Source organism: Endozoicomonas sp. ALD068 (genome assembly GCF_049310145.1).
Taxonomy (GTDB): Bacteria; Pseudomonadota; Gammaproteobacteria; order Pseudomonadales; family Endozoicomonadaceae; genus Endozoicomonas_A.
This window is the reverse complement of sequence record NZ_JBLYNU010000004.1, coordinates 1,346,926-1,367,629: the sequence shown is the minus strand read 5'-3', so window position 1 is coordinate 1,367,629 and position 20,704 is coordinate 1,346,926. Positions and strand designations below refer to the sequence as shown.

Sequence of the window (20,704 nt, the reverse complement as noted above, 5' to 3'; positions counted from 1 at the left end):
AACATTGAAGCCATTCAAGACGTATTAAACCGACACCAGCAAGTTGGGAGCGCCATTATTTATGGTTCCAGGGCAAAAGGAAACTACCGCACAGGCTCAGATATTGATCTAACCCTGGTGGCCGCAGAGGGTGAAACACTGGATTTAAACCTGCTGTTCAAAATTGATGATGCATTGGATAACCTGCTATTGCCTTACAGTTTTGCTCTCTCGATTCTGGAAGACATTGATAACCCGGCGCTGGTAGAGCATATACAGCGGGTGGGGCAGCTTTTTTATCAGAGCTGACTCTCCCAGCTATCAGGGGTTGCTGTACGCTGAAACTGGTAAGTGGACACTCTTGGCAACATACTGACTTCAAAGCTTTCTGATCTTTGAGACGAACAATGCAACTCAATACAAAATATCTATCTCTTTTTGAGCAAAATTGGTCTGAATCTCAAATAGCCGTTAAACGTATGGAAGTCTCGCTCAGAAGGCTTGAACAGCACTTTCCATTGACAGCTCAAGCTCTCAAGTCGGTAGATGAAGCGCTATTTGAAAAACTCGACGCTTTCAGAGTTCGATTTGCAGGCCTGCAAGACTGTATTGGCAACAAGCTCTTCAGAAACTTACTACTAATGGAAGATGAAGAGGGCTTGAATATGGCAGATACGTTATCACGGATGGAAAAGCGACATATCCTCAGTTCTGCTGACAGCTGGCGGAAAATGCGTGAAATTCGCAATGTATTCTCTCACGACTACCCGGAAGCTGAATCACAACGGGCTGAAGCTCTCAACATGGCATGGGCTGTGGCACCCGAACTGATTAAAATCACCGATCAGATCGAAGCTTACCTACTCAAGCTCCACAATTTAAAGTTAGGTGGTGACAATTGAGAATCAGTCCGGTACAGAAAAACGACATCATAGAGTTGGTCAGGAAAGAGCTCAGCGAGCAGGCCCGGGTCTGGCTCTTTGGCTCAAGGGCCAGAAATGACGCACGAGGTGGCGATATTGACTTGTTGATTGAAGTCGATGGTTTAAGCAACACTGTCGAGAAGAAAATCAACCTACGCCTCGCCCTGGAAGATCGATGGGGGGAGCAAAAAGTAGATATTTTGATTCACGATACACAGCACCCGGAACTGCCTATCCACCAAATTGCCAAATTGGAAGGCGTCCGGTTGGTTTGATCGACCTGAAGAGAAAAAAGTAAAGCCGCTATAAACACAGGTTATCTGGCTGAAGTCCTTGCTGGACAGGCACTTTCATGATTTTGCCGTGTCACTAACCCCGATTAACTAACAATCTATTCGCTAAACACAAATGAGCTTAATCCCCGTTATCATGTCCGGCGGCTCCGGCAGTCGCCTCTGGCCTCAGTCCCGATCTTTATACCCTAAGCAATTTCTGCCATTGGTGAATGAGCAAACCATGTTGCAGAACACGCTTTCCCGGCTTAATGGATTGGATTCGGTATCTGCGCCGCTGGTCATTGCCAATGAAGAGCACCGTTTTCTGGTAGCAGAACAAATCCGCCAGATTGGGCGGCAGGCTTCAGCCATTATTCTTGAACCTGTCGGTAAAAACACGGCACCCGCCGTGGCTCTGGCGGCCCTGAAAGCCCAATCTCTGTTTGAAGAGAAAGACCCCATACTCCTGGTATTGGCTGCGGATCATGTGATTCAGAATAATCAGGCATTTCATCAGGCAATCGAAGCTGCATTGCCAGCGGCAAGAACTGGCAAGCTGGTGACCTTTGGTATCGTCCCCACTCATCCGGAAACCGGGTATGGATATATTAAGGCCAGTAAAGCGTTAACAGGGAACAGTGTACAGGCTGCTCCGGTAGACAATTTTGTGGAAAAGCCCGACTTGGAAACCGCTCAGGGCTACCTTGCTTCCGGTGACTATTACTGGAACTCTGGAATGTTCCTGTTTAAAGCTTCTCGTTACCTGGAAGAGCTGGACAAGTTCTGTCCTGATATTTTGCAAGCTTGCGAAAAGGCTATGGCGGCTGAAAGCACTGACCTGGATTTTGTCCGGCTGGATGAAACGGCATTTCATGCTTGCCCAGATGAATCTATCGATTATGCGGTGATGGAAAAAACCACAGACTCCGTTGTGGTGCCTCTTGATGCTGGTTGGTCTGATGTGGGCTCCTGGACATCGTTGGCAGATATCTGTGAAAAAGATGAATCCGGTAACGCTTGCCAGGGTGACGTTCTGCTGCAGGATACCCGCAACACCTATGTGCGCAGTGAAAAAAAACTGATTGCCACCGTCGGCGTCGACGACCTGGTGATCACCGAAAGCGATGACGCCATTCTCGTGGCCCATAAGGACCGGGTGCAGGATGTTAAAAAAATTGTTGAACGGTTAAAGGCAGCAAACCGTTCTGAAGCTAAATTACACCGAAAGGTTTATCGTCCATGGGGGGCTTATGACTCCATTGATATGGGCGACCGATTCCAGGTTAAGCGCATTACCGTTAAGCCCGGAGCGCAGCTCTCCCTGCAGATGCACCATCACCGAGCCGAACACTGGATTGTTGTGAAAGGCACAGCGCTGGTCACCAATGGCGATCAGGAAATTCTGCTGACCGAAAACCAATCTACCTATATTCCCATTGGCGTCGTGCATCGACTGGAAAACCCCGGCAAGTTTGACCTTGAGCTGATTGAGGTACAGAGCGGCGGATATCTTGGCGAAGATGATATTGTCCGGTTTGAGGATACATACGGCAGGGCGTGATGAGATCTCACCTCTGACCCGCCGGGTTTAAAAAGCTCGGAAATAGCACCGTCATCGCTAGTAATTCAGGATAAGCCGGTGAACCTGAATGATGTCTGCTTTTGCTACTGTACCAGCTTTGCAGAATTAACGTCAGAGCAATATACCAGCGATATTATGCAGATTATCTATCAGTTAGCCATGAGTGCTGCTGTAGTTTTAAGACTCTAACAACCCACCATTAGGATCTAAGATGGGAAAATCTAATAGAAAAGGTATTATCCTGGCTGGAGGCTCTGGCACCCGGCTTTATCCTTTAACCCGAGTTGTCAGCAAACAGCTAATGCCTGTTTATGATAAACCCATGATCTATTACCCACTGGCAACATTAATGCTGACGGGTATTACCGAAATAGCAATTATCACCACACCTCAAGAACAACATCGCTTTAAAGAATTGCTAGGTGATGGCAGGCAGTGGGGAATACAACTTGAATATCTGGTTCAACCTTCACCAGACGGTCTTGCTCAAGCCTTTATATTGGCAGAAGAGTTTATCGGTTCAAGCGATTGCGCCCTGATACTGGGTGATAACCTGTTTTACGGTCACAAGTTTTCCAGACTGCTCCAAAAAGCTGACAAACAACACGGGGCTACAATTTTCGGTTACCGAGTCAGCAATCCCCAAGATTATGGTGTTATTGAGCTGGATGAAAATAACAAAGCTTTGTCCATTGAAGAAAAACCTTTAGAACCCAAGTCGAATTATGCAGCAACAGGTTTGTATTTCTTTGATAACCGGGTAGTAGATTTTGCTAAATCGGTAAAACCTTCACCACGGGGTGAACTGGAAATCACCTCTGTCATCGATTGCTACCTTAAGGAAGGCAGCCTGAATGTTGCCACCATCAGCCGAGGCTCAACCTGGCTGGACACAGGCACTCATCAGAGCCTGCTTCATGCTGCTGCCTATATAGAAACTATTGAATCCAGACAAGGTCTAAAGATTGCCTGCCCTGAAGAAATCGCCTACAGAATGGGCTACATTAGTGCAGAGCAATTGCTTGATATTGCCGAGCCACTGCGTAAGAGCGGCTACGGTGTTTACCTGATGAATATTATTGAAGAACTGGAAGGCATCAGCTGGTTTGAACAACGCAAGATTCAGGTTGCCTGAGGTATCAGAATAATGGAAGTACTGGAAACAGGTATTGAAGGCCTGAAAGTCATTGAGCCTCAAGTGTTTGGTGATGAACGCGGCTTTTTCATGGAGACCTGGCAAGCCAAAAAATTTGAAGAACTGGGTCTTCCAACCCACTTTGTTCAGGACAACCACAGTCGCTCTAAACAAGGAATATTGCGAGGCCTTCATATTCAAACTCAACACACCCAGGGAAAACTGGTAAGAGTGATACAGGGTGAAGTTTTTGATGTCGCTGTAGACTTGAGAAAAGACTCTAGCACATACGGACAATGGCACGGTGTTTATCTTTCCGCAGAAAATAAACGTATGTTCTGGGTGCCCGAAGGTTTTGCTCACGGCTTTTATGTCACCAGTGAAAGTGCTGATTTCGTTTACAAGTGTACAGATTATTATGCGCCAGAGTATGATCTGAGTATTGCCTGGGATGATCCTGAACTGGGGATTGAATGGCCGTTGGTTAATGGTGAGCCGCCTTTGCTGTCTGGCAAGGACGAGAATGCTATCGCGTTTTTTGGAGCTGGAAGCTGGAAGCTGGAGGCTGGAAGCTGGGCGAGGGAAGTTTGAAGATGAGGGTTTTAATTACGGGTTGTGATGGTCAATTGGGGTATGAGTTGCAGAGGACTGTGCCTGAGGGCATAGAGCTGCTTTGTGCTGATCGGTATCAACTGGATATTACCTCTCAGGAATCTGTTAATACTTACTTCGTTGCTCATCAGCCTGAAGCGGTTATCAATGCTGCGGCTTATACTGCGGTTGATAAAGCAGAGACAGACAGTGATTCAGCTTTCGCAGTAAATACCAAAGGCGCCGCTTTCCTGGCAGAAGCTTGCTCAAAGCATGACATCCCCATGGTTCAGGTATCGACAGACTTTGTCTTTGATGGTGCTCAATCAACGCCCTATAAAGTGACTGACAAAACCAAGCCTGTCAGTGTCTACGGAGAAAGCAAGCTTCAGGGCGAAAAGCAAGTTCTTGAGATACTCGGAAATAAAGCCGTTGTCATTCGTACAGCCTGGGTTTACTCATCACACGGTAATAATTTTGTAAAAACCATGCTCAAACTGATGCAAGAAAAAGATCAGCTAGGTATCGTTTTTGACCAAATTGGCACCCCTACTTCCGCCAAGTCACTAGCACTATGCTGCTGGCAATCATTAAAAAAGCTTCAAGCTTCAAGCTTCAAGCTTCAAGCAATCTTCAACTGGAGCGACGCCGGTGTAGCCAGCTGGTACGACTTCGCCATAGCCATCCAGGAAGAAGCACTATCCCTAGGCATACTACAAAAAAGTATCCCAATAAAACCAATACCCGCGTCTGCCTACCCTACCCCGGCAGAACGTCCCAAATACAGCGTTTTGGACAAACAACTGACCTACTCTGAGTTAGAGCTTCCCATTGAGCATTGGCGTATTGCTCTCAGGTCCATGCTAAAAGAGCTTAAGTCAAACCATTGAGTACGACGTGTATTCAACTACTCATTAGCCATCGACCAGAGCCATACTCATTTACAAACGCCCAACACCTAATTTTTTAACAGCACTCTCATGAAATCACTATTAGTCACCGGTGGAGCCGGTTTTATTGGCTCAAACTTTGTCCAGTACTGGATAAAGCAATACCCCGAGCATAACATTGTCGTTCTTGATGCCCTGACTTATGCAGGAAACCTAGCCAGCCTTGACCCCATCAAAGAACACCCCAATTACACCTTTGTACACGGGAATATTCTGGATACAGAACTGGTGGAAGGTTTACTGAGAAACCATAAAATCGACACTTTAGTCCACTTTGCAGCTGAATCTCATGTAGACCGTTCCATAACCGGACCTGACGCATTCCTTGAAACTAATATCATAGGCACCCATAGCCTGCTCAAAGCGGCAAAAAAAGTCTGGTTGGACGAAGACCATTTACAAGGTAAAGAGCATCGTTTCCATCATGTCTCTACTGATGAGGTATACGGCACTCTGTCGTTAACTGACCCAGCCTTTACTGAAGAAACCGCTTACGCCCCGAACTCACCCTACGCAGCCAGCAAAGCGTCCAGTGACCACCTGGTTCGCTCCTATCAGGAAACTTTTGGCCTAAAGACCACTATTAGTAACTGCTCCAATAACTACGGCCCATACCATTTCCCGGAAAAGCTGATCCCTCTGGTAATCACGAACATCCTGCACGATAAGCCACTCCCTATATACGGCGACGGCAAACAAATCCGCGACTGGCTCTATGTAGAAGACCACGCACGTGGAATCGAGCTGGTTCTCAACAAGGGCAAAATCGGTGAAAACTACAACATCGGCGGCCACAACGAATGGCACAATATCGACATAGTCAACCTCATCTGCAACCTAATGAATAAAAGCTTCCAGCTTCCAGCTTCCAGCCTCCAGTTCAAACAACGCTTCCCCACCGCAAAGTCTGCAATCGTCGGCAACTCAGAATCACTGATCAAATACGTAAAGGATCGCCCCGGTCATGATCGCCGTTATGCTATTGATGCAGGAAAAACCCGTTCAGAGTTGGGTTATGAACCTAAAGAATCTTTTGAAACCGGTATTCAAAAAACCGTTGAGTGGTATTTAAACAATCAAACATGGTGGCTGACTGTTATGGATGGAAGTTATCAAAACTGGATGGCTGTGCCATATTAAAGATCCATGGAAAAAGTAATGATTATCGAAAAAATTAAGAAAGCCACTAGAAAAAAAAGCAAGAAAGCAAAGTTGATCGAGGGTCATGTAGATGGCTGGAATGGAGCTAACCTCTGGGGTTGGGCAGTAAAAAGAAACATTATAGAGCCTGTTGAGCTAGAAATTATTATTAACGGGAAAAAGCGAAAAGAAATTATTGCAAATCAATTTCGACAAGACCTTAAGGACGCAGGTAAAGCTATTAATGGCGAAGCTGGATTTTTAGTAGAGCTTAACGTACATAATTTTTTGAATGATTTCAACTTTGAGTCAGAAAACATAATAGACATTATCGACAAATCAAACGGTGAGAGACTTATTGGATCTCCAATAACCGTTAAAAAAACAAAAATAAGGGGGCATGTCGATCAGCTTAATCTGCAAGGAATGACAGGTTGGGTGATAAATGATAGCTACCCTGAAGCACCAGTCTGCTTCGATCTATATATCAATAAAAAACTAAAACAGACGTTTAAAGCAGATCAATATCGACAAGACTTGACTGACTCTGGCTTTAATAATGCTAATTGTGGATTCAGTATTGACGTGTCACCATTTATTGCAAAAGATACCTTCTCAAAGGTTGAGCTAAAGCTCGCTGGAACCGATGAGAATATCATTTCAAAGGAATGGGTAATCGAGCCAATATCGACCAAAGTTAATGCACTCACAAAACTGCAGAATATAATTCGTAAAGAAACATTTGCAAACGGCTTAGACCCTAAGCTCGTCTGGCTGAATAGTAAAGTAGTACCTGCACTTTTGAGTAAGCTAAGAAACGAAGGTGAATTATTTTTTGACAATGCATCAGATTCACCTATTGCAGGTATAGAAAAACAACACAAAAAATGCATTGATATAATAATACCTGTATACAAAGGTTATGAAGAAACTATCAACTGCATTAAAAGTGTACAAAGAGCAATCGTGAAACAGCCATATGAGCTGATTGTTATAAATGACAAGAGCCCAGATACAGAGCTGACAAAAGAACTTCGAACTATGAGCAGGACAGGTTCATTTAAGCTCATGGAAAATAAGGAGAATAAAGGATTTGTAGGTACAGTAAATAGAGGCATGCGCTTGCACCCGGAGCGTGACGTATTATTACTTAACTCAGATACACTAACCCCTGATCACTGGTTAGACAGGATTGTTGATGCCGCTTATAGTGATGAAACCGTAGGCACCGTTACCCCATTCTCAAACAATGCAACGATTTGCAGCTTTCCAAGATTTTGCATTGATAATCGTATGACCCAAGGACTAAAACTAAACGAAATCAGTGAATTATTCGCCAGTGAAAATGAAGGATTAAAAGTTGATCTTCCCACAGCACATGGTTTCTGTATGTTTATAAAGCGAAATGTCCTAAAAGAAATTGGGTATTTTGATGAACAGAAATGGGGCAAAGGGTATGCAGAAGAAAACGATTTTTCTTTAAGAGCAGCTAGTAGGGGCTGGCGAAACATTCTGGCGGGTAATGCATTTGTACAACATCTTGGTTCAGTTTCATTTGCAGAAAATGCTGAAACATTTATCGCTAAAAACCTGCAAATGTTGAATTCTATTTATCCAGATTACCCTCTCAACGTTGAATCTTTCATTCGAAAAGACCCCATTAGGCCTTTAAGAAACAATGTCTCTATGTCTCTTCTTAAAAAAGAAATTAACGAGACTGTTGGAAATAAAAAAACAAGAGGCAAAGGCATACTTTTCATCTCTCTATCTTTTGGAGGTGGTACCAAAGTAGCTACAGATGACCTCGCATCATTATTGGAAAAAGAGGGTCAGTGTGCATTAATGTTAACTTCCCCAGAGCCTGGTCTTTGGGAGTTAAGTAGCCATAAAACAAATGCTGTCATTCAGTACAAATGGCCACAAGAAAAGCAAAAAATGCTTAATGACTTAAAAAGTCTTGATATCTGGCATATCCACTTTCATCATACTGTTCAATTCCCTAAAGAGATCTGGGATCTGCCAAGTTGGCTTGGTATTGACTATGATGTTACTTTGCACGACTATTACACAGTTTGCCCACGCGTAAACTTGATTGATGATACAAAAAGTTATTGTGGTGAACCTCCGGTAGGTGGCTGTGAGCAGTGTATTGAGCAAAATGGTGTTTATGAATCATCATTAATTAGACTTAAAGATGTAGGAGGTACAGTAGAAGGTTGGCGCCTTCATCATAATAATGTTCTACAAAGAGCCAGAAAGGTTATTACTCCTAGCAAAGATACAAAAAAACGTATTAATAGCCACTTTGCATTGAAAAACATTGAAGCTAAATACCATCCTGAACCTGAATCAACATCTAATCCAATTAATTTTGATAAAACAGACATTATTAATGTCGCTTTTATCGGAGCTATTGGAGAGCACAAAGGGTTTAATAAGTTGTATCAATGTGCAAAGCATGCATTAAGGTTCGAGCTTCCTTTACATTTTACTGTAATTGGATATACATGTAATGATGAGTTACTCAAAGAATTACCTAATGTGACCATTACAGGGAAATATAAAAGAGATGAACTACCAAACCTAATTAGAAGTCATGGATGCCACATATCTGCATTATTTAGTGTTTGGCCTGAAACGTTTAGTTATACACTCTCGGAATCATATAAATTAGGTTTACTGCCTATTGCATATGATATTGGTGCTATTTCAGAAAGAATCTCAAATAATAATATTGGAATAACAATCGACCTAGACTCATCTGCATCCAAAATATGCGACTATTTAATTAACTCCAGACCCGTAACAAAAAAAATAAAGACAGGCTTCATATATGAAAGCCTAATTAACAACTACTATTCTTTTTAAAAAGATTATGAGGGTAATATGTTTAAGATTTTAAATAAAAAAGAAGTTGATAAAATAAACAGTCATGGTTTGGAGATCTTTGGAGCCAATAGAAGAATACCACTTGACTTAGAGTTTGAGAGACCATGTGGTCTTAAAGGTTGCAATATCGACCAAAAAGTAAAGATTGGAGCATTTAGCTATGTAGTTAGTGGTTACTTGTTTGGTGTAGAGATAGGCCGATATTGCTCATTTGGTGAGAATGTTCAAATTGGTAGGCAAGACCACCCTATCGACTGGATGTCAACCAGTCCATTTTTCTATATGGCTGGGAAAAATATTCTATCATCCGTCGATAGTACTGATAGAGCCTTTGATATTGTGCCAAAGCTGCCAAAAGCACCTACTAAGCTAAAAACAACAAAGATAGGAAATGATGTATGGATTGGCCATGGCGCATTTATAAAGCCTGGAATCACAATTAATACAGGTGCAATTATTGCTGCAGGCTCAGTTGTAACCAAGAATGTTGAGCCTTATTCTATCATGGCAGGCAATCCTGCGAAACACATAAGATATAGAGTCAAAAAAGAACTAATTCCCCTCTTACTTAAATCAAAGTGGTGGGAACTATCACCAAGTGATTTAAGAAACTTTAATTTTTCAAATTTGGAAGAAAACCCCAAGATCCTCGATGAAATATCCAAATTAGAAAGAAAGCAATTTTCACATATGAGACTTGGAGATATAGTTTAATGAAAAAGGTCCATTTTCTTCACATTCCAAAAACGGCCGGCCAATCTGTGCATCAACTTTTGGTAGATGGTTTTGACTCAGTGTCACCTTTGAGGGTTAATTCGCAGTATCCTAAATTAGGAAAATCATCCGTCTCAGAATATGATGTTATTTCTGGCCATATTGATTGGGCAACAATGAACCTAGGTGGTAATGCTGAATTCACTTTTACGGTACTCAGAAAGCCATTGGATAGAATACTATCTTTTTATCATTACCTCAGGAGTGAAGCCAGAAAGCTTAATAATGAAGAGCTTAACAATCCTGAAAATTTAGGAATGAAGAATGCTCTACACCTATCACCTGACGAATATTTTTTAAACAACAGCATTGATTTTTCAAGATTTATTGATGATCACTATGATAATTTTTACACATATTTTTTCGCATCAATGAAATACTCTGGAAATAGAAATTTAAGAGAGAAACACTCAGATGAAGAGTTATTGGGGATGGCTTTAAAAAATATATCAAAAATCGATAAAATATATACAATTTCACGCTTACATCAACTACCAACTGATCTTTGCAAACACTTCAATGAATTCAAACCATCTGATATAAAACATGTCAACATAGGTGATAAATTAAGTACAGAGGATCGTATAAATGAGCTTACTAAAATTGGCGAATGTGAAAGAGCCATATCTAAAATAAAGAAAATGTGTTCACTAGATAATTACCTTTATAATTTTGTAGAGTCCGTTTCAAACTGAGAGCCAGCATGATTTAAGTATATTACTATAGGCAACGAAAGTATGGTGGACCCCACTGTCAAGACAGAAATTCAACATATTTAAGTTAAGTCCTGGCAGTGGTTACAAAATTCCCGCATGCAAAGTGAATTGCCTTCGGTGACTTTTAATCCAGCGGCTGATGTAATCGCTCAGTGTTGTAAAACTCAAAGTACTCATCCAGCCCTGCGTAAAGCTCAGGAACTGTCTGTAACTCATGTGTACACAGCCATTCGTACTTGACGGAACGGCAGAGCCTTTCTACAAAAAACAGTGCCCGGCCTTTGCCGACCATACTGATCTTGATTTCCCGTTCCTGCAAGGGTGCCAGAAAAGATTGTGTTAAAAAAAATCCGACGTTTAGCCAAGTTAAGTACTAGAAGGCTAAATTTATACTTAGCCCAGTCAATAAAACCACTACCTATTAAGCAATCACTACGCCTGAGAGCTTTATTAGGTGAAAAGCCAAGACGACACCCGACCATCACTGGCTTAAAAGTCTGCAATCATCAATACCAGGGTCATATTGATGAAATATGCAGCAATGTTATTTCTGGTTGGCTTTATTCTGACACGAAAACACCAGTCGCTTTAACCTTGGTAGTTAATGGAAGATCATCGTTCGAGACAACAGCAAATATCTTTAGACAAGACTTGCTTGACTATGGGCTACCTACAGGCCAAGCTGGCTTCAAGTTTGTATTACCAGAAGCAGCTGTTGCTAAAGCATTTGATTTTAGAATTTTATCAAAGGTCTGCGGGTCACTTGTTTTCAGTGGCCGTTATATTGCAGATCAGACCACAGAACAGATAAATTCACTACTCAGTGTACAAAAAGCCTTAAGAAGTGGTCAAATAGATGGTTTGGAAGGCCCTGCTTCAGAGTGGCTATTAAAGCAGGTTATTCCTAGCTTAATGCAAAATATTCGCTCATCAAATAAAGTTCGTATCCCCTCCCTGAAATCCCGACCTATCACTGAAAAAGCGCCGAGTTTAGCATCTGAAGTTGATATCATAGTACCTGTCTATAGCGGCCTACTAGAAACTCAGAATTGTATTCAAAGTGTCTTGAATGCTACTTACAAAACGCCCTATGAAATTATTGTTATCAATGATGCAGGACCAGATAGCACTTTAAATGAATGGTTGCGTGATTTAGCCAATCAACAAAAAATAACCCTTTATGAAAATTCAGTAAATCTGGGATTTGTGGGCACCGTCAACAAGGGTATGAAACTACACCCTAAACGAGACGTAATATTGCTAAATTCTGATACTATCGTTGCCAATAATTGGCTGGATCGCCTGAAAGATGCAGCTTACCGCAATAAGCATATTGCAACTGTCACACCTTTTTCTAACAATGCATCTATTCTGAGTTTCCCTAAGCCATGTTATGAAAATTCTTTACCTACAGGATTCACAATACAGGAAGTTGATCATCATTTTAAAGAGCAGAATACGGGCATTATTACGGATTTACCCACCGCACATGGTTACTGTATGTTCATTAGAAGAGCTGCACTGAACCAAATTGGTTACTTTGATGAAGAGCTTTGGGGGCGCGGCTATGCTGAAGAAAATGACTTCAGTTTACGTGCAGCGCAAGCAGGTTGGAGGAACGTTCTTGCAGCCGACACTTTTGTACAACATGTAGGCTCTGTATCATTCAGCAGCTCTGCTCATGCCCGTATCCAAAAAAACCTTGCAAAACTTAACCTCCTTTATCCCGACTATGAGGTTAATGTTCATCATTTCATTGCTGGCGATCCACTCTTTTCTCTTCGTAATAAAGTGGCTCTTTCTTTGCTCAAAGACAGCTGTATTCGGCTTAAAACAAAGTTTTACTTATTCATTTCTCATTCGCTTGGTGGTGGTACTGAAGTTCATACCAACTACATGGCAGAACGTTTAGAAAAAGAAAACATTGAGGTTCTTCTTTTAAAACCAGACTCACAAGGTCGTTTCTGCTTAGAAAATGCCAGTAAGACAATCTTTGTATCTTGGAACAGTGGTCAGTTTGATGAGATGGTCGAAGATTTAACAACCTTGAATATTGAGCATATCCATTACCATCACTGGTTAGGATTCGACAATCGAATATGTAACCTGCCCAAGTTGCTTAATAAGCAGTTCGATATCACTTTACATGACTATTACACTGTTTGCCCAAGAGTCAACATGGTGACTGAAACACACCGCTTTTGTGATTCAGCCAATATCACTGTCTGTAATGCTTGCTTGGCTAAAAACCCACCTCATAGCGAAAACAAACTAGCTCTGAACCGTCAAAGTTTGCGTATTCAAACATGGCGAAAAAATCAGCAGAAGTTCCTTGACTCAGCCAGACAGGTTTATGCTCCCAGCCATGATACGGCTGAGAGAATTAATAGCTTTTTAAATCTTGATAACCTTCAAGCACTCTATCATCCCGAGCCTGAAGTTAATATCAAGATTGGCGACCTAAAAAAATCAGGAAATTTATTAGTAGCTGTACCTGGTGGGATTAGTCGTAATAAGGGTTTTGACAAATTGATATCGTGCGCTTCATACGCAGCAGAAAACAATCTACCTATTGATTTCATCGTGATTGGTTATAGCTGCGATGATAAGAAATTAACAAAACTTCCAAACGTTACAATAACAGGGCGATATCAACGAAATCAATTCTCTTCTATTGCCAGAAAATATAAGTGCAACGTCTCTGTACTTTTCAGTTTATGGCCAGAAACCTATGGCTACACACTCACTGAATCCGTTAACGCTGGTATGCCTGTTTTGTCCTTCGATATTGGAGCTTATGCAGAACGAATAAAAAAGCTTGGAGTTGGCCGAGTATTATCCCTGGAAGCTTCTGACCAAAAAATTTGTGAAGCATTGATTGACCTATCAGAAAACTTTGAACCATTAGAGGTAAACATGGGTAATCTATACCCTTCATTAGTCTCTGATTACTATCAGCTCGGAACTACACCAGTGCATAAGAAAACTGCCTGACTGCTACTGTTAATTGTCATAAATACAAAGTTACATCTAATGAAAAATTCAGTTCGTAAAGCCGTATTTCCCGTAGCCGGTATGGGAACCCGTTTTCTTCCAGCAACAAAAGCTACACCAAAAGAAATGCTCCCTGTTGTTGATAAGCCCTTGATACAATATGCAGTTGAAGAGGCTATTAGCGCAGGTATCACAGACCTAATATTTGTAACATCCTGGACAAAGCGACCCATTGAAGATCATTTTGACAAAAATTTCGAACTCGAATACAAGCTCGAAATGGCTGGTAAAAAAGAGCTGCTTAGTACAGTTCAAAACATCCTCCCTAAAGGTGTTAATTGCTTTTATGTTCGCCAGCCCGAAGCCTTAGGTCTTGGTCATGCTGTCCTTTGCGCTAAGGACATCATAGGCGATGAGCCTTTTGCCGTGCTTTTAGCAGACGATATGATCTACTGTGATGAAACACCATGCCTGGACACTATGATAGAGATGTCAGCTGAAGCGGAATCATCCATTGTAGCGGTAGAGCAAGTTCCTATGGCTCAGGTAAACAAGTATGGTGTCATTGACCCTGAGCAAATCAGCGAACGAGTCTACAAACTCAAGGGGGTAGTCGAAAAGCCCCCCGTCGAAAAAGCCCCCTCTAATCTTTCGATTGTAGGCCGCTATGTACTGCAACCCAGAATTTTTGAACTTCTTGAAACCACACCACGTGGCGCTGGCGGTGAGATCCAGTTGACGGATGCCATTGCTGCTCTTCTGTTAGAACAGGATGTTCACGCTTATCGTTTCAATGGTGTTCGTTATGACTGCGGAAGTAAGATGGGTCATATGCAGGCGAATGTTGAATACGCCTTGAGACATCCTGAGCTTAAAGACAGATTCACAAAGTACCTGCAAGAACTGCCTCTTGAGGCCTGAGCTGACAATACTGTGTAAGTATAGAGAATTCCCTTATCTACTAATCCAGAGTCTTATATTAACCTAGCGATCCACAACCCATTGATCGCTGTTTCGAATATTGCCCATAATCGATGGGCGGTAGCGCGTTAAAAGCTGGAAGCTGGAAGCTGGAAGCTGGAAGTAGGTTTGAACTGCTTCCAGCTTCCAGCTTCCAGCTTCCAGCTCTCCAAAGAGCTTATTTATGATATCCCAAGAACGATTAACACACTTAAAACAGCTTGAAGCCGAGTCTATTCATATCATCCGTGAAGTAGCTGCCGAGTTTGAGAACCCGGTTATGCTGTACTCGATTGGTAAAGACTCTGCCGTAATGTTGCATCTGGCAGCGAAAGCTTTTGCACCGGGTGTCCCACCCTTTCCTCTGATGCATGTGGACACTACCTGGAAATTTCGGGACATGATCAGTTTTCGCGATCGTATTTCTAAAAAGTACGGTATGGAGCTACTGGTTCATACCAATGAAGAAGGTCGTGCAGCGAATGTCAATCCATTTGATCATGGGTCTGCCAAATACACTGACACCATGAAAACTCTGGCACTCAAGCAAGCATTGAACAAGTACAAGTTTGATGCCGCTTTTGGTGGTGCGCGTCGGGATGAAGAAAAGTCTCGAGCTAAAGAGCGGGTTTACTCTTTCCGTGACAAAAACCATCGTTGGGACCCGAAAAACCAGCGTCCGGAACTTTGGAATACTTATAACGGGAAAGTTGAGAAAGGCGAGAGTATTCGTGTATTCCCACTTTCAAACTGGACTGAGCTGGATATCTGGCAGTATATCTACCTTGAAAATATTGAAATCGTGCCTTTGTACTATGCGGCTGAGCGTCCAGTGGTAGAGCGTGACGGCACTCTGATTATGGTAGACGATGATCGTATGCCTTTGCGTGAAGGTGAAGAGCCTGAGATGAAATGGGTTCGCTTTCGTACCTTGGGTTGCTATCCGTTGACAGGGGCTGTGGAATCGCAGGCCAACACTTTGCCAGAGATTATACAGGAGATGTTGTTGACCAAGACGTCTGAGAGGCAGGGGCGTGTGATTGATCATGACTCGGCGGGGTCTATGGAGAAGAAGAAGATGGAGGGGTACTTCTAAAATTCCGGAGGAATTTTGGGAGAGCTGGAAGCTGGAAGCTGGAGGCTGGAAGCTGTTTGGGGGAACCTTTTTGGGGGTTCCCTTTCTAATGGGTTTTGGGTTTTGGGTTTTGGGTTCTGGGTTATGAATTTTGAGAAGTTGGGTGTTTGGAAGAAATCTGCGCGTCTTTCGGCTGAATTGTATAAGGGCTTGAAAGAATTGAGGGATTTTGGGTTTCGTGATCAGATTACCCGGGCTGGGTTGTCGGTTCCGAGTAATATTGCTGAAGGTATGTCTTTGTCCAGCAATAAGCAAAAACATCATTTTCTCACTATCGCTAAGGGCTCCTGTGCAGAGCTTCGCACTCAAATTTATATTGGCATGGATATTGGCTATATCGGTAGGAATCAGGGTCAAACCTGGCTTGTCGAAACTCGTGAAATAGCGGCCATGCTGACCAGCTTAATGAACAAGATAAAAGCTGATGGGTAAGAAGCTGGAAGCTGGAGGCTGGAAGCTGGAAGCAGGGGGTGCCATGGCACGTTGCTTTCAACTTTCAGAAATCAGCTTCAAGCTTCAAGCTTCAAGCTTCAAGCTAAAACAATGAATCAATCCGAACTTATTGAAAAAGACATCCTGGGCTATCTCAAGCAACACGAATCCAAGGATATGTTGCGTTTCCTGACCTGTGGTAATGTTGACGATGGTAAATCGACCCTGATCGGTCGGTTGTTGCATGACTCCAAAATGATTTTTGAAGATCAGTTAGGGGCCATCAAAAACGATTCCAAGAAGTTTAATACCACCGATGAAGAGTTTGATCTGGCTTTGCTGGTTGATGGTCTTCAGTCGGAGCGTGAGCAAGGTATCACTATTGATGTAGCCTACCGCTACTTCTCGACTGAAAAACGCAAGTTTATTATTGCCGACTGTCCGGGGCATGAGCAGTACACTCGGAACATGGCTACCGGTGCTTCTAATTGTGATCTGGCGATTATTCTTATTGATGCCCGCTACGGTGTTCAAACCCAAACTCGTCGTCATAGTTTTATTACCAGCCTTCTGGGCATCAAGCACGTTATTGTTGCTGTTAATAAAATGGATCTGGTGGATTATTCCCAGGAACGTTTTCGTGAAATCAAGGCCGAGTACAAGTCTTTTGCTGATCAGTTGAACTTTTCTGATATTCGCTTCGTACCGATTTCAGCCTTGCGGGGTGACAATGTTGTGGAATCTGGCAAGAACATGTCCTGGTATCCGGGTGCGACATTGATGAAACTGCTGGAAACAGTCACGGTTGCAGACGACCTGAATACCACTGACTTCCGTATGCCTGTTCAGTACGTTAACCGTCCAAATCTGGATTTCCGTGGTTTTTGTGGCACTGTGGCCGCTGGCAAAATTCAGAAAGGTGATGCGATCACTGCCCTGCCCTCCGGTAAACAAAGCACTGTTCAGTCTATACATGCACCACAGGGCAAAGTAACCGAAGCCTTTGTAGGTCAGGCGATCACGCTGACTCTGGACGACGAGATTGACGTATCCCGTGGGGATATGCTGGTTCACAGTGATCATCTGCCACAAGTGAGCGATGCGGTTGAAGCCCATATCGTCTGGATGAGTGAGCAGGCTATGGTACCCGGTCGTGAATACGCACTGAAGTTCGCTACCAAAAGTACCTATGGCCGCATCAGTGATATCAAACACCGGCTTGATGTGAATACGCTTGAGCAGGAACAAGCTCATCAACTGGCACTAAACGAGATTGCCCTCTGCCGGATAGAGTCGAACGACCCTATTGTCTTTGACCAATACGATCAAATTCGTGGCACTGGCAATTTTATCGTGATTGATCGTATGACCAATGTCACGGTTGGGGCGGGTATGATTACCGGCTGTGCCGGAGCTGGAAGCTTGAAGCTGGAAGCTGAAAGCCGGGAGATGACGCCTGAACGCATGAAGGAGTTTGAGGTTAAGCTTAATAAGCTTGTGCGTGAGTACTTTCCTCATTGGGAAGCTGTTAAAGTTGAGCTGGAAGCCTGAAGCTGGAAGCTGGAAGCTGGAAGCTGGAAGCTTGAAGCTGGAAGCTTGAAGCTTCAAGCTGAAAAGCAACTATGGCTGGTATAGCTGACATGGACTGGAGCTTGAGACACGTGGTCCCCAGCCTCCAGCCTCCAGCTTCCAGCTTCCAGCTCTCTCCCCCCTGCCTATGCCATACATCGTACCCTTAATTCTGGCGCTTCTTGTTGCTGCTCTGCTGTTTAACAAGTTGCGTCCTGCTGTTGCCTTTGTGTCTGCTGTTGGTCTTTTCATTGCTTTGGGTTATATCAGTCTGGAAAGTGCTTTGAATAAAGTAGTGAATCCAGCTCTGGTTACCCTGGTGCTTCTGATTCTGGTTTCACTGGCATTAGAAAAGACTCCCTTTGTTACTGGGTTGAGTGACAGACTTTTTAAATCTGGTTACCGTCGTTCAATTGTTAAGATGTTTGCTCTTGTCAGTAGTACTTCGGCTCTGATCAACAATACGGCGGTTGTTGCTTCTCTTTTGAGCACGGTTCGAAAGAATAAGCATTACTCGGCTTCCAGGGTCTTACTGCCACTCTCCTATGCGTCTATATTTGGCGGTGGTCTTACCCTGATAGGCTCCAGTACCAATATGATTGTGAACTCCCTGGCTATTCAGGAAGGTATAGGGTCTTTGGGATTCTTTACTTTTACCAAGCTGGGGTTGGTCATGGCAATATTGGGTTGCCTTATCATTGCCTTGTTGGGTAAAAGAGCTTTACCTGACAGAAAGACCCACGTTGTAGACACCAAGCACTATTTTATTGAAGCCAGGGTTACAGAAAACTCCTCTCTGGTTGGCAAAAGCATCGCAGATAACGGTCTTCGAAATCTGGGTAGCCTTTTTCTGGCTGAATTGATTCGTGAAGGGGAGTTGATCAGTCCTGTTTCGCCCAAAGAAAAACTTCACGCTGATGACGTATTGGTGTTTTCGGGTGATATTCGTTCGGTTCATCTTTTGAACCAGTTCAAGGGGCTGGTGCTTTTTGATGAATCCAGCGAAAATCTCACCCATAATCTTTCTGAAGTGTTCATCAGTCATCAGTCATCACTGCTAGGTAAGACGATCCGTGACGTCAATTTCCGCACACAGTTCGATGCTGCTGTTGTAGCTGTTCGCAGAGGCAATGAAAGACTGGGTGGATCTATAGGCAAGATTCGACTGAGAACAGGTGATAGTCTGATTCTGGCTACAGGTGATGACTTTCAGCAGCACAACAACCTGGATCGAAACTTTTATTTGATTAATGGTTTGAGAGCCAAACGCTATCTGTCCAGAAATACCAGTATTCTGGCCATTCTGAGCTTTCTGCTGACGTTGTTAGTGTCTCTGACTGGTTTTATTCCGATGGCTGAGGGCCTGGCTTTTCTGTTAGGTGGCTATCTCATCAGTGGAGTACTCTCTCTGGATGAGATCAGGAGACGGTTTCCTTTCGAACTATTGACCATTGTTACTGCAACTCTTGCTATTGCAGAAGTCATTATCAGTTCCGGAACAGCCAACCTGATAGCAGACACTCTGGTTTCAGTATCGGAGCATTGGGGTGTCATGGGCGCATTGATAGCTGTTTACTTCATGACTCTGATCTTCACAGAGATCATTAATAACAATGCTGCCGCAGCCCTTGTTTTCCCGATAGCCATTGAAGTTGCCAGCCGCTGGAATGCTGAACCACTGCCTTTTATAATCGCTATTATTTTTGGCGCCAGTGCCAGCTTTATCTCACCCTTTGGTTATGCCACAAATTTGATGGTATACAGCGCTGGTAATTATCGAATTCAGGATTATGTTCGACTGGGCTTGCCGCTTTCTGTGTTGTACAGCCTGGTTGTTTTGATACTTATTCCTTTGTTTTTTCCTTTTTGAGCTGGAAGCTGGAAGCTTGAAGCTGGAAGCTAAATGACAGAAGCAGGTACTTCCAGCTTCCGGCTTCCAGCTTCCAGCTCCCAAAGCCGGAGTTTTGTGTTTATGGAAAATATCGTCTGGCACCCCCATAAGGTGTCTAAAGAAGCACGTTCTAAGCTGAAATCCCAGAAGCCCTGTCTGATCTGGTTTACTGGACTGAGTGGTTCGGGGAAGTCTACTGTTGCTAATGCAGTGGATGATCTTCTGCATGAGCGGGGTTATCACACCTATGTGCTGGATGGTGATAATGTTCGTCATCGTCTGAACAAGGATCTAGGGTTTAGTGATAGCGACCGGGTTGAAAACATTCGTCGTATTGGTGAGGTTTCAAATCTGTTAGTTGATGCTGGCCTGATTGTTCTGAGTGCTTTTATTTCTCCGTTCACATCTGATAGGAGAATGGTCAGAGAAATGCTTCCTGAAGGTGAGTTTATTGAAGTTTTTATCAATACACCTTTGAAAGTCTGTGAGCAGCGTGACCCCAAGGGGCTTTATCAAAAGGCCAGAGCGGGTGAAATCAAAAACTTTACGGGTATTGATTCCGGTTATGACACTCCAGAGAATCCGGAGATTCTCATTAATACGGCAGAAATGAACCTTAAGGAATGTGCTCAAATGGTTCTTGATTATCTGGTTGAGAAGAAACTGCTTCAGAAAACAGAGTTGAGTGTACATTCTGCTTGAGTTTTTAGCTGGAAGCTGGAAGCTGGAAGCTGGCAGAGTATTTCCTATCTGCCTCTGACTTCAAGCT

At 43.2% G+C, this 20,704-nt stretch carries 17 protein-coding genes and 2 pseudogenes; 18 read left to right on the top strand and 1 reads right to left on the bottom strand.

What is annotated here, in order from left to right; translation table 11 throughout:
• The first annotated feature begins 3 nt into the window (after positions 1-3).
• From ACO6V5_RS04650 to ACO6V5_RS04600, 11 genes are all read left to right on the top strand, one after another.
• The gene (locus ACO6V5_RS04650; protein WP_422409313.1) at positions 4-288 is read left to right on the top strand and encodes a nucleotidyltransferase domain-containing protein; all 285 of its coding nucleotides are present in this window, start codon (positions 4-6) and stop codon (positions 286-288) included.
• 98 nt (positions 289-386) lie between these two features.
• On the top strand, positions 387-881 hold the full coding sequence (locus ACO6V5_RS04645; RefSeq protein ID WP_422409260.1) for a hypothetical protein: 495 nt from the start codon (positions 387-389) through the stop codon (positions 879-881).
• The gene (locus tag ACO6V5_RS04640; protein WP_422409258.1) at positions 878-1,177 is read left to right on the top strand and encodes a nucleotidyltransferase domain-containing protein; all 300 of its coding nucleotides are present in this window, start codon (positions 878-880) and stop codon (positions 1,175-1,177) included. Before ACO6V5_RS04645 ends, ACO6V5_RS04640 begins: the two co-directional genes overlap by 4 nt.
• Before the next feature lie 133 nt (positions 1,178-1,310).
• Complete coding sequence (locus tag ACO6V5_RS04635) at positions 1,311-2,738, top strand: mannose-1-phosphate guanylyltransferase/mannose-6-phosphate isomerase (protein WP_422409256.1); 1,428 nt, start codon at positions 1,311-1,313, stop codon at positions 2,736-2,738.
• A gap of 232 nt (positions 2,739-2,970) precedes the next feature.
• Positions 2,971-3,894: a glucose-1-phosphate thymidylyltransferase RfbA gene (gene rfbA / locus ACO6V5_RS04630; protein WP_422409254.1), complete on the top strand. Its 924-nt coding sequence runs from the start codon at positions 2,971-2,973 to the stop codon at positions 3,892-3,894.
• A gap of 12 nt (positions 3,895-3,906) precedes the next feature.
• A complete protein-coding gene (rfbC, locus tag ACO6V5_RS04625; RefSeq protein ID WP_422409252.1) occupies positions 3,907-4,485 on the top strand; it encodes a dTDP-4-dehydrorhamnose 3,5-epimerase in 579 nt (192 codons plus the stop codon).
• Between the two features lie 2 nt (positions 4,486-4,487).
• Complete coding sequence (gene rfbD / locus ACO6V5_RS04620; RefSeq protein ID WP_422409251.1) at positions 4,488-5,375, top strand: dTDP-4-dehydrorhamnose reductase; 888 nt, start codon at positions 4,488-4,490, stop codon at positions 5,373-5,375.
• Positions 5,376-5,465: 90 nt separating this feature from the next.
• On the top strand, positions 5,466-6,575 hold the full coding sequence (rfbB, locus tag ACO6V5_RS04615; RefSeq protein WP_422409249.1) for a dTDP-glucose 4,6-dehydratase: 1,110 nt from the start codon (positions 5,466-5,468) through the stop codon (positions 6,573-6,575).
• Positions 6,576-6,593: 18 nt separating this feature from the next.
• Complete coding sequence (locus ACO6V5_RS04610; RefSeq protein ID WP_422409247.1) at positions 6,594-9,443, top strand: glycosyltransferase; 2,850 nt, start codon at positions 6,594-6,596, stop codon at positions 9,441-9,443.
• A gap of 18 nt (positions 9,444-9,461) precedes the next feature.
• On the top strand, positions 9,462-10,178 hold the full coding sequence (locus ACO6V5_RS04605) for a CatB-related O-acetyltransferase (RefSeq protein WP_422409245.1): 717 nt from the start codon (positions 9,462-9,464) through the stop codon (positions 10,176-10,178).
• Positions 10,178-10,933 carry a sulfotransferase family 2 domain-containing protein gene (locus ACO6V5_RS04600; RefSeq protein ID WP_422409243.1) on the top strand — a complete coding sequence of 252 codons (756 nt, stop codon included), beginning with the start codon at positions 10,178-10,180 and terminating at the stop codon, positions 10,931-10,933. Before ACO6V5_RS04605 ends, ACO6V5_RS04600 begins: the two co-directional genes overlap by 1 nt.
• 148 nt (positions 10,934-11,081) lie before the next feature.
• Here ACO6V5_RS04600 and ACO6V5_RS04595 read toward each other — a convergent pair.
• Positions 11,082-11,300, bottom strand: a pseudogene (locus ACO6V5_RS04595) (integrase core domain-containing protein); the annotation flags it as partial.
• A gap of 566 nt (positions 11,301-11,866) precedes the next feature.
• Here ACO6V5_RS04595 and ACO6V5_RS04590 point away from each other — a divergent pair.
• The 7 genes and pseudogenes from ACO6V5_RS04590 to cysC all read left to right on the top strand — a co-directional run bounded on the left by ACO6V5_RS04590 (position 11,867) and on the right by cysC (position 20,637).
• Positions 11,867-13,948, top strand: a complete 2,082-nt coding sequence (locus ACO6V5_RS04590) for a glycosyltransferase (protein WP_422409311.1) — start codon at positions 11,867-11,869, stop codon at positions 13,946-13,948.
• 39 nt (positions 13,949-13,987) lie between these two features.
• Positions 13,988-14,869: a UTP--glucose-1-phosphate uridylyltransferase GalU gene (gene galU, locus ACO6V5_RS04585; RefSeq protein WP_422409241.1), complete on the top strand. Its 882-nt coding sequence runs from the start codon at positions 13,988-13,990 to the stop codon at positions 14,867-14,869.
• A gap of 217 nt (positions 14,870-15,086) precedes the next feature.
• Positions 15,087-16,004: pseudogene (gene cysD / locus ACO6V5_RS04580) on the top strand (sulfate adenylyltransferase subunit CysD); the annotation flags it as partial.
• A gap of 15 nt (positions 16,005-16,019) precedes the next feature.
• On the top strand, positions 16,020-16,475 hold the full coding sequence (locus tag ACO6V5_RS04575; RefSeq protein ID WP_422409239.1) for a four helix bundle protein: 456 nt from the start codon (positions 16,020-16,022) through the stop codon (positions 16,473-16,475).
• Between the two features lie 111 nt (positions 16,476-16,586).
• Positions 16,587-18,026 (top strand): sulfate adenylyltransferase subunit CysN, encoded by a 1,440-nt coding sequence (gene cysN, locus ACO6V5_RS04570; RefSeq protein WP_422409237.1) that lies wholly within the window; start codon positions 16,587-16,589, stop codon positions 18,024-18,026.
• A 166-nt stretch (positions 18,027-18,192) separates the two neighbouring features.
• Positions 18,193-19,914: an SLC13 family permease gene (locus ACO6V5_RS04565; RefSeq protein ID WP_422409235.1), complete on the top strand. Its 1,722-nt coding sequence runs from the start codon at positions 18,193-18,195 to the stop codon at positions 19,912-19,914.
• Between the two features lie 102 nt (positions 19,915-20,016).
• On the top strand, positions 20,017-20,637 hold the full coding sequence (cysC, locus tag ACO6V5_RS04560; protein WP_422409233.1) for an adenylyl-sulfate kinase: 621 nt from the start codon (positions 20,017-20,019) through the stop codon (positions 20,635-20,637).
• Positions 20,638-20,704 lie beyond the last annotated feature (67 nt).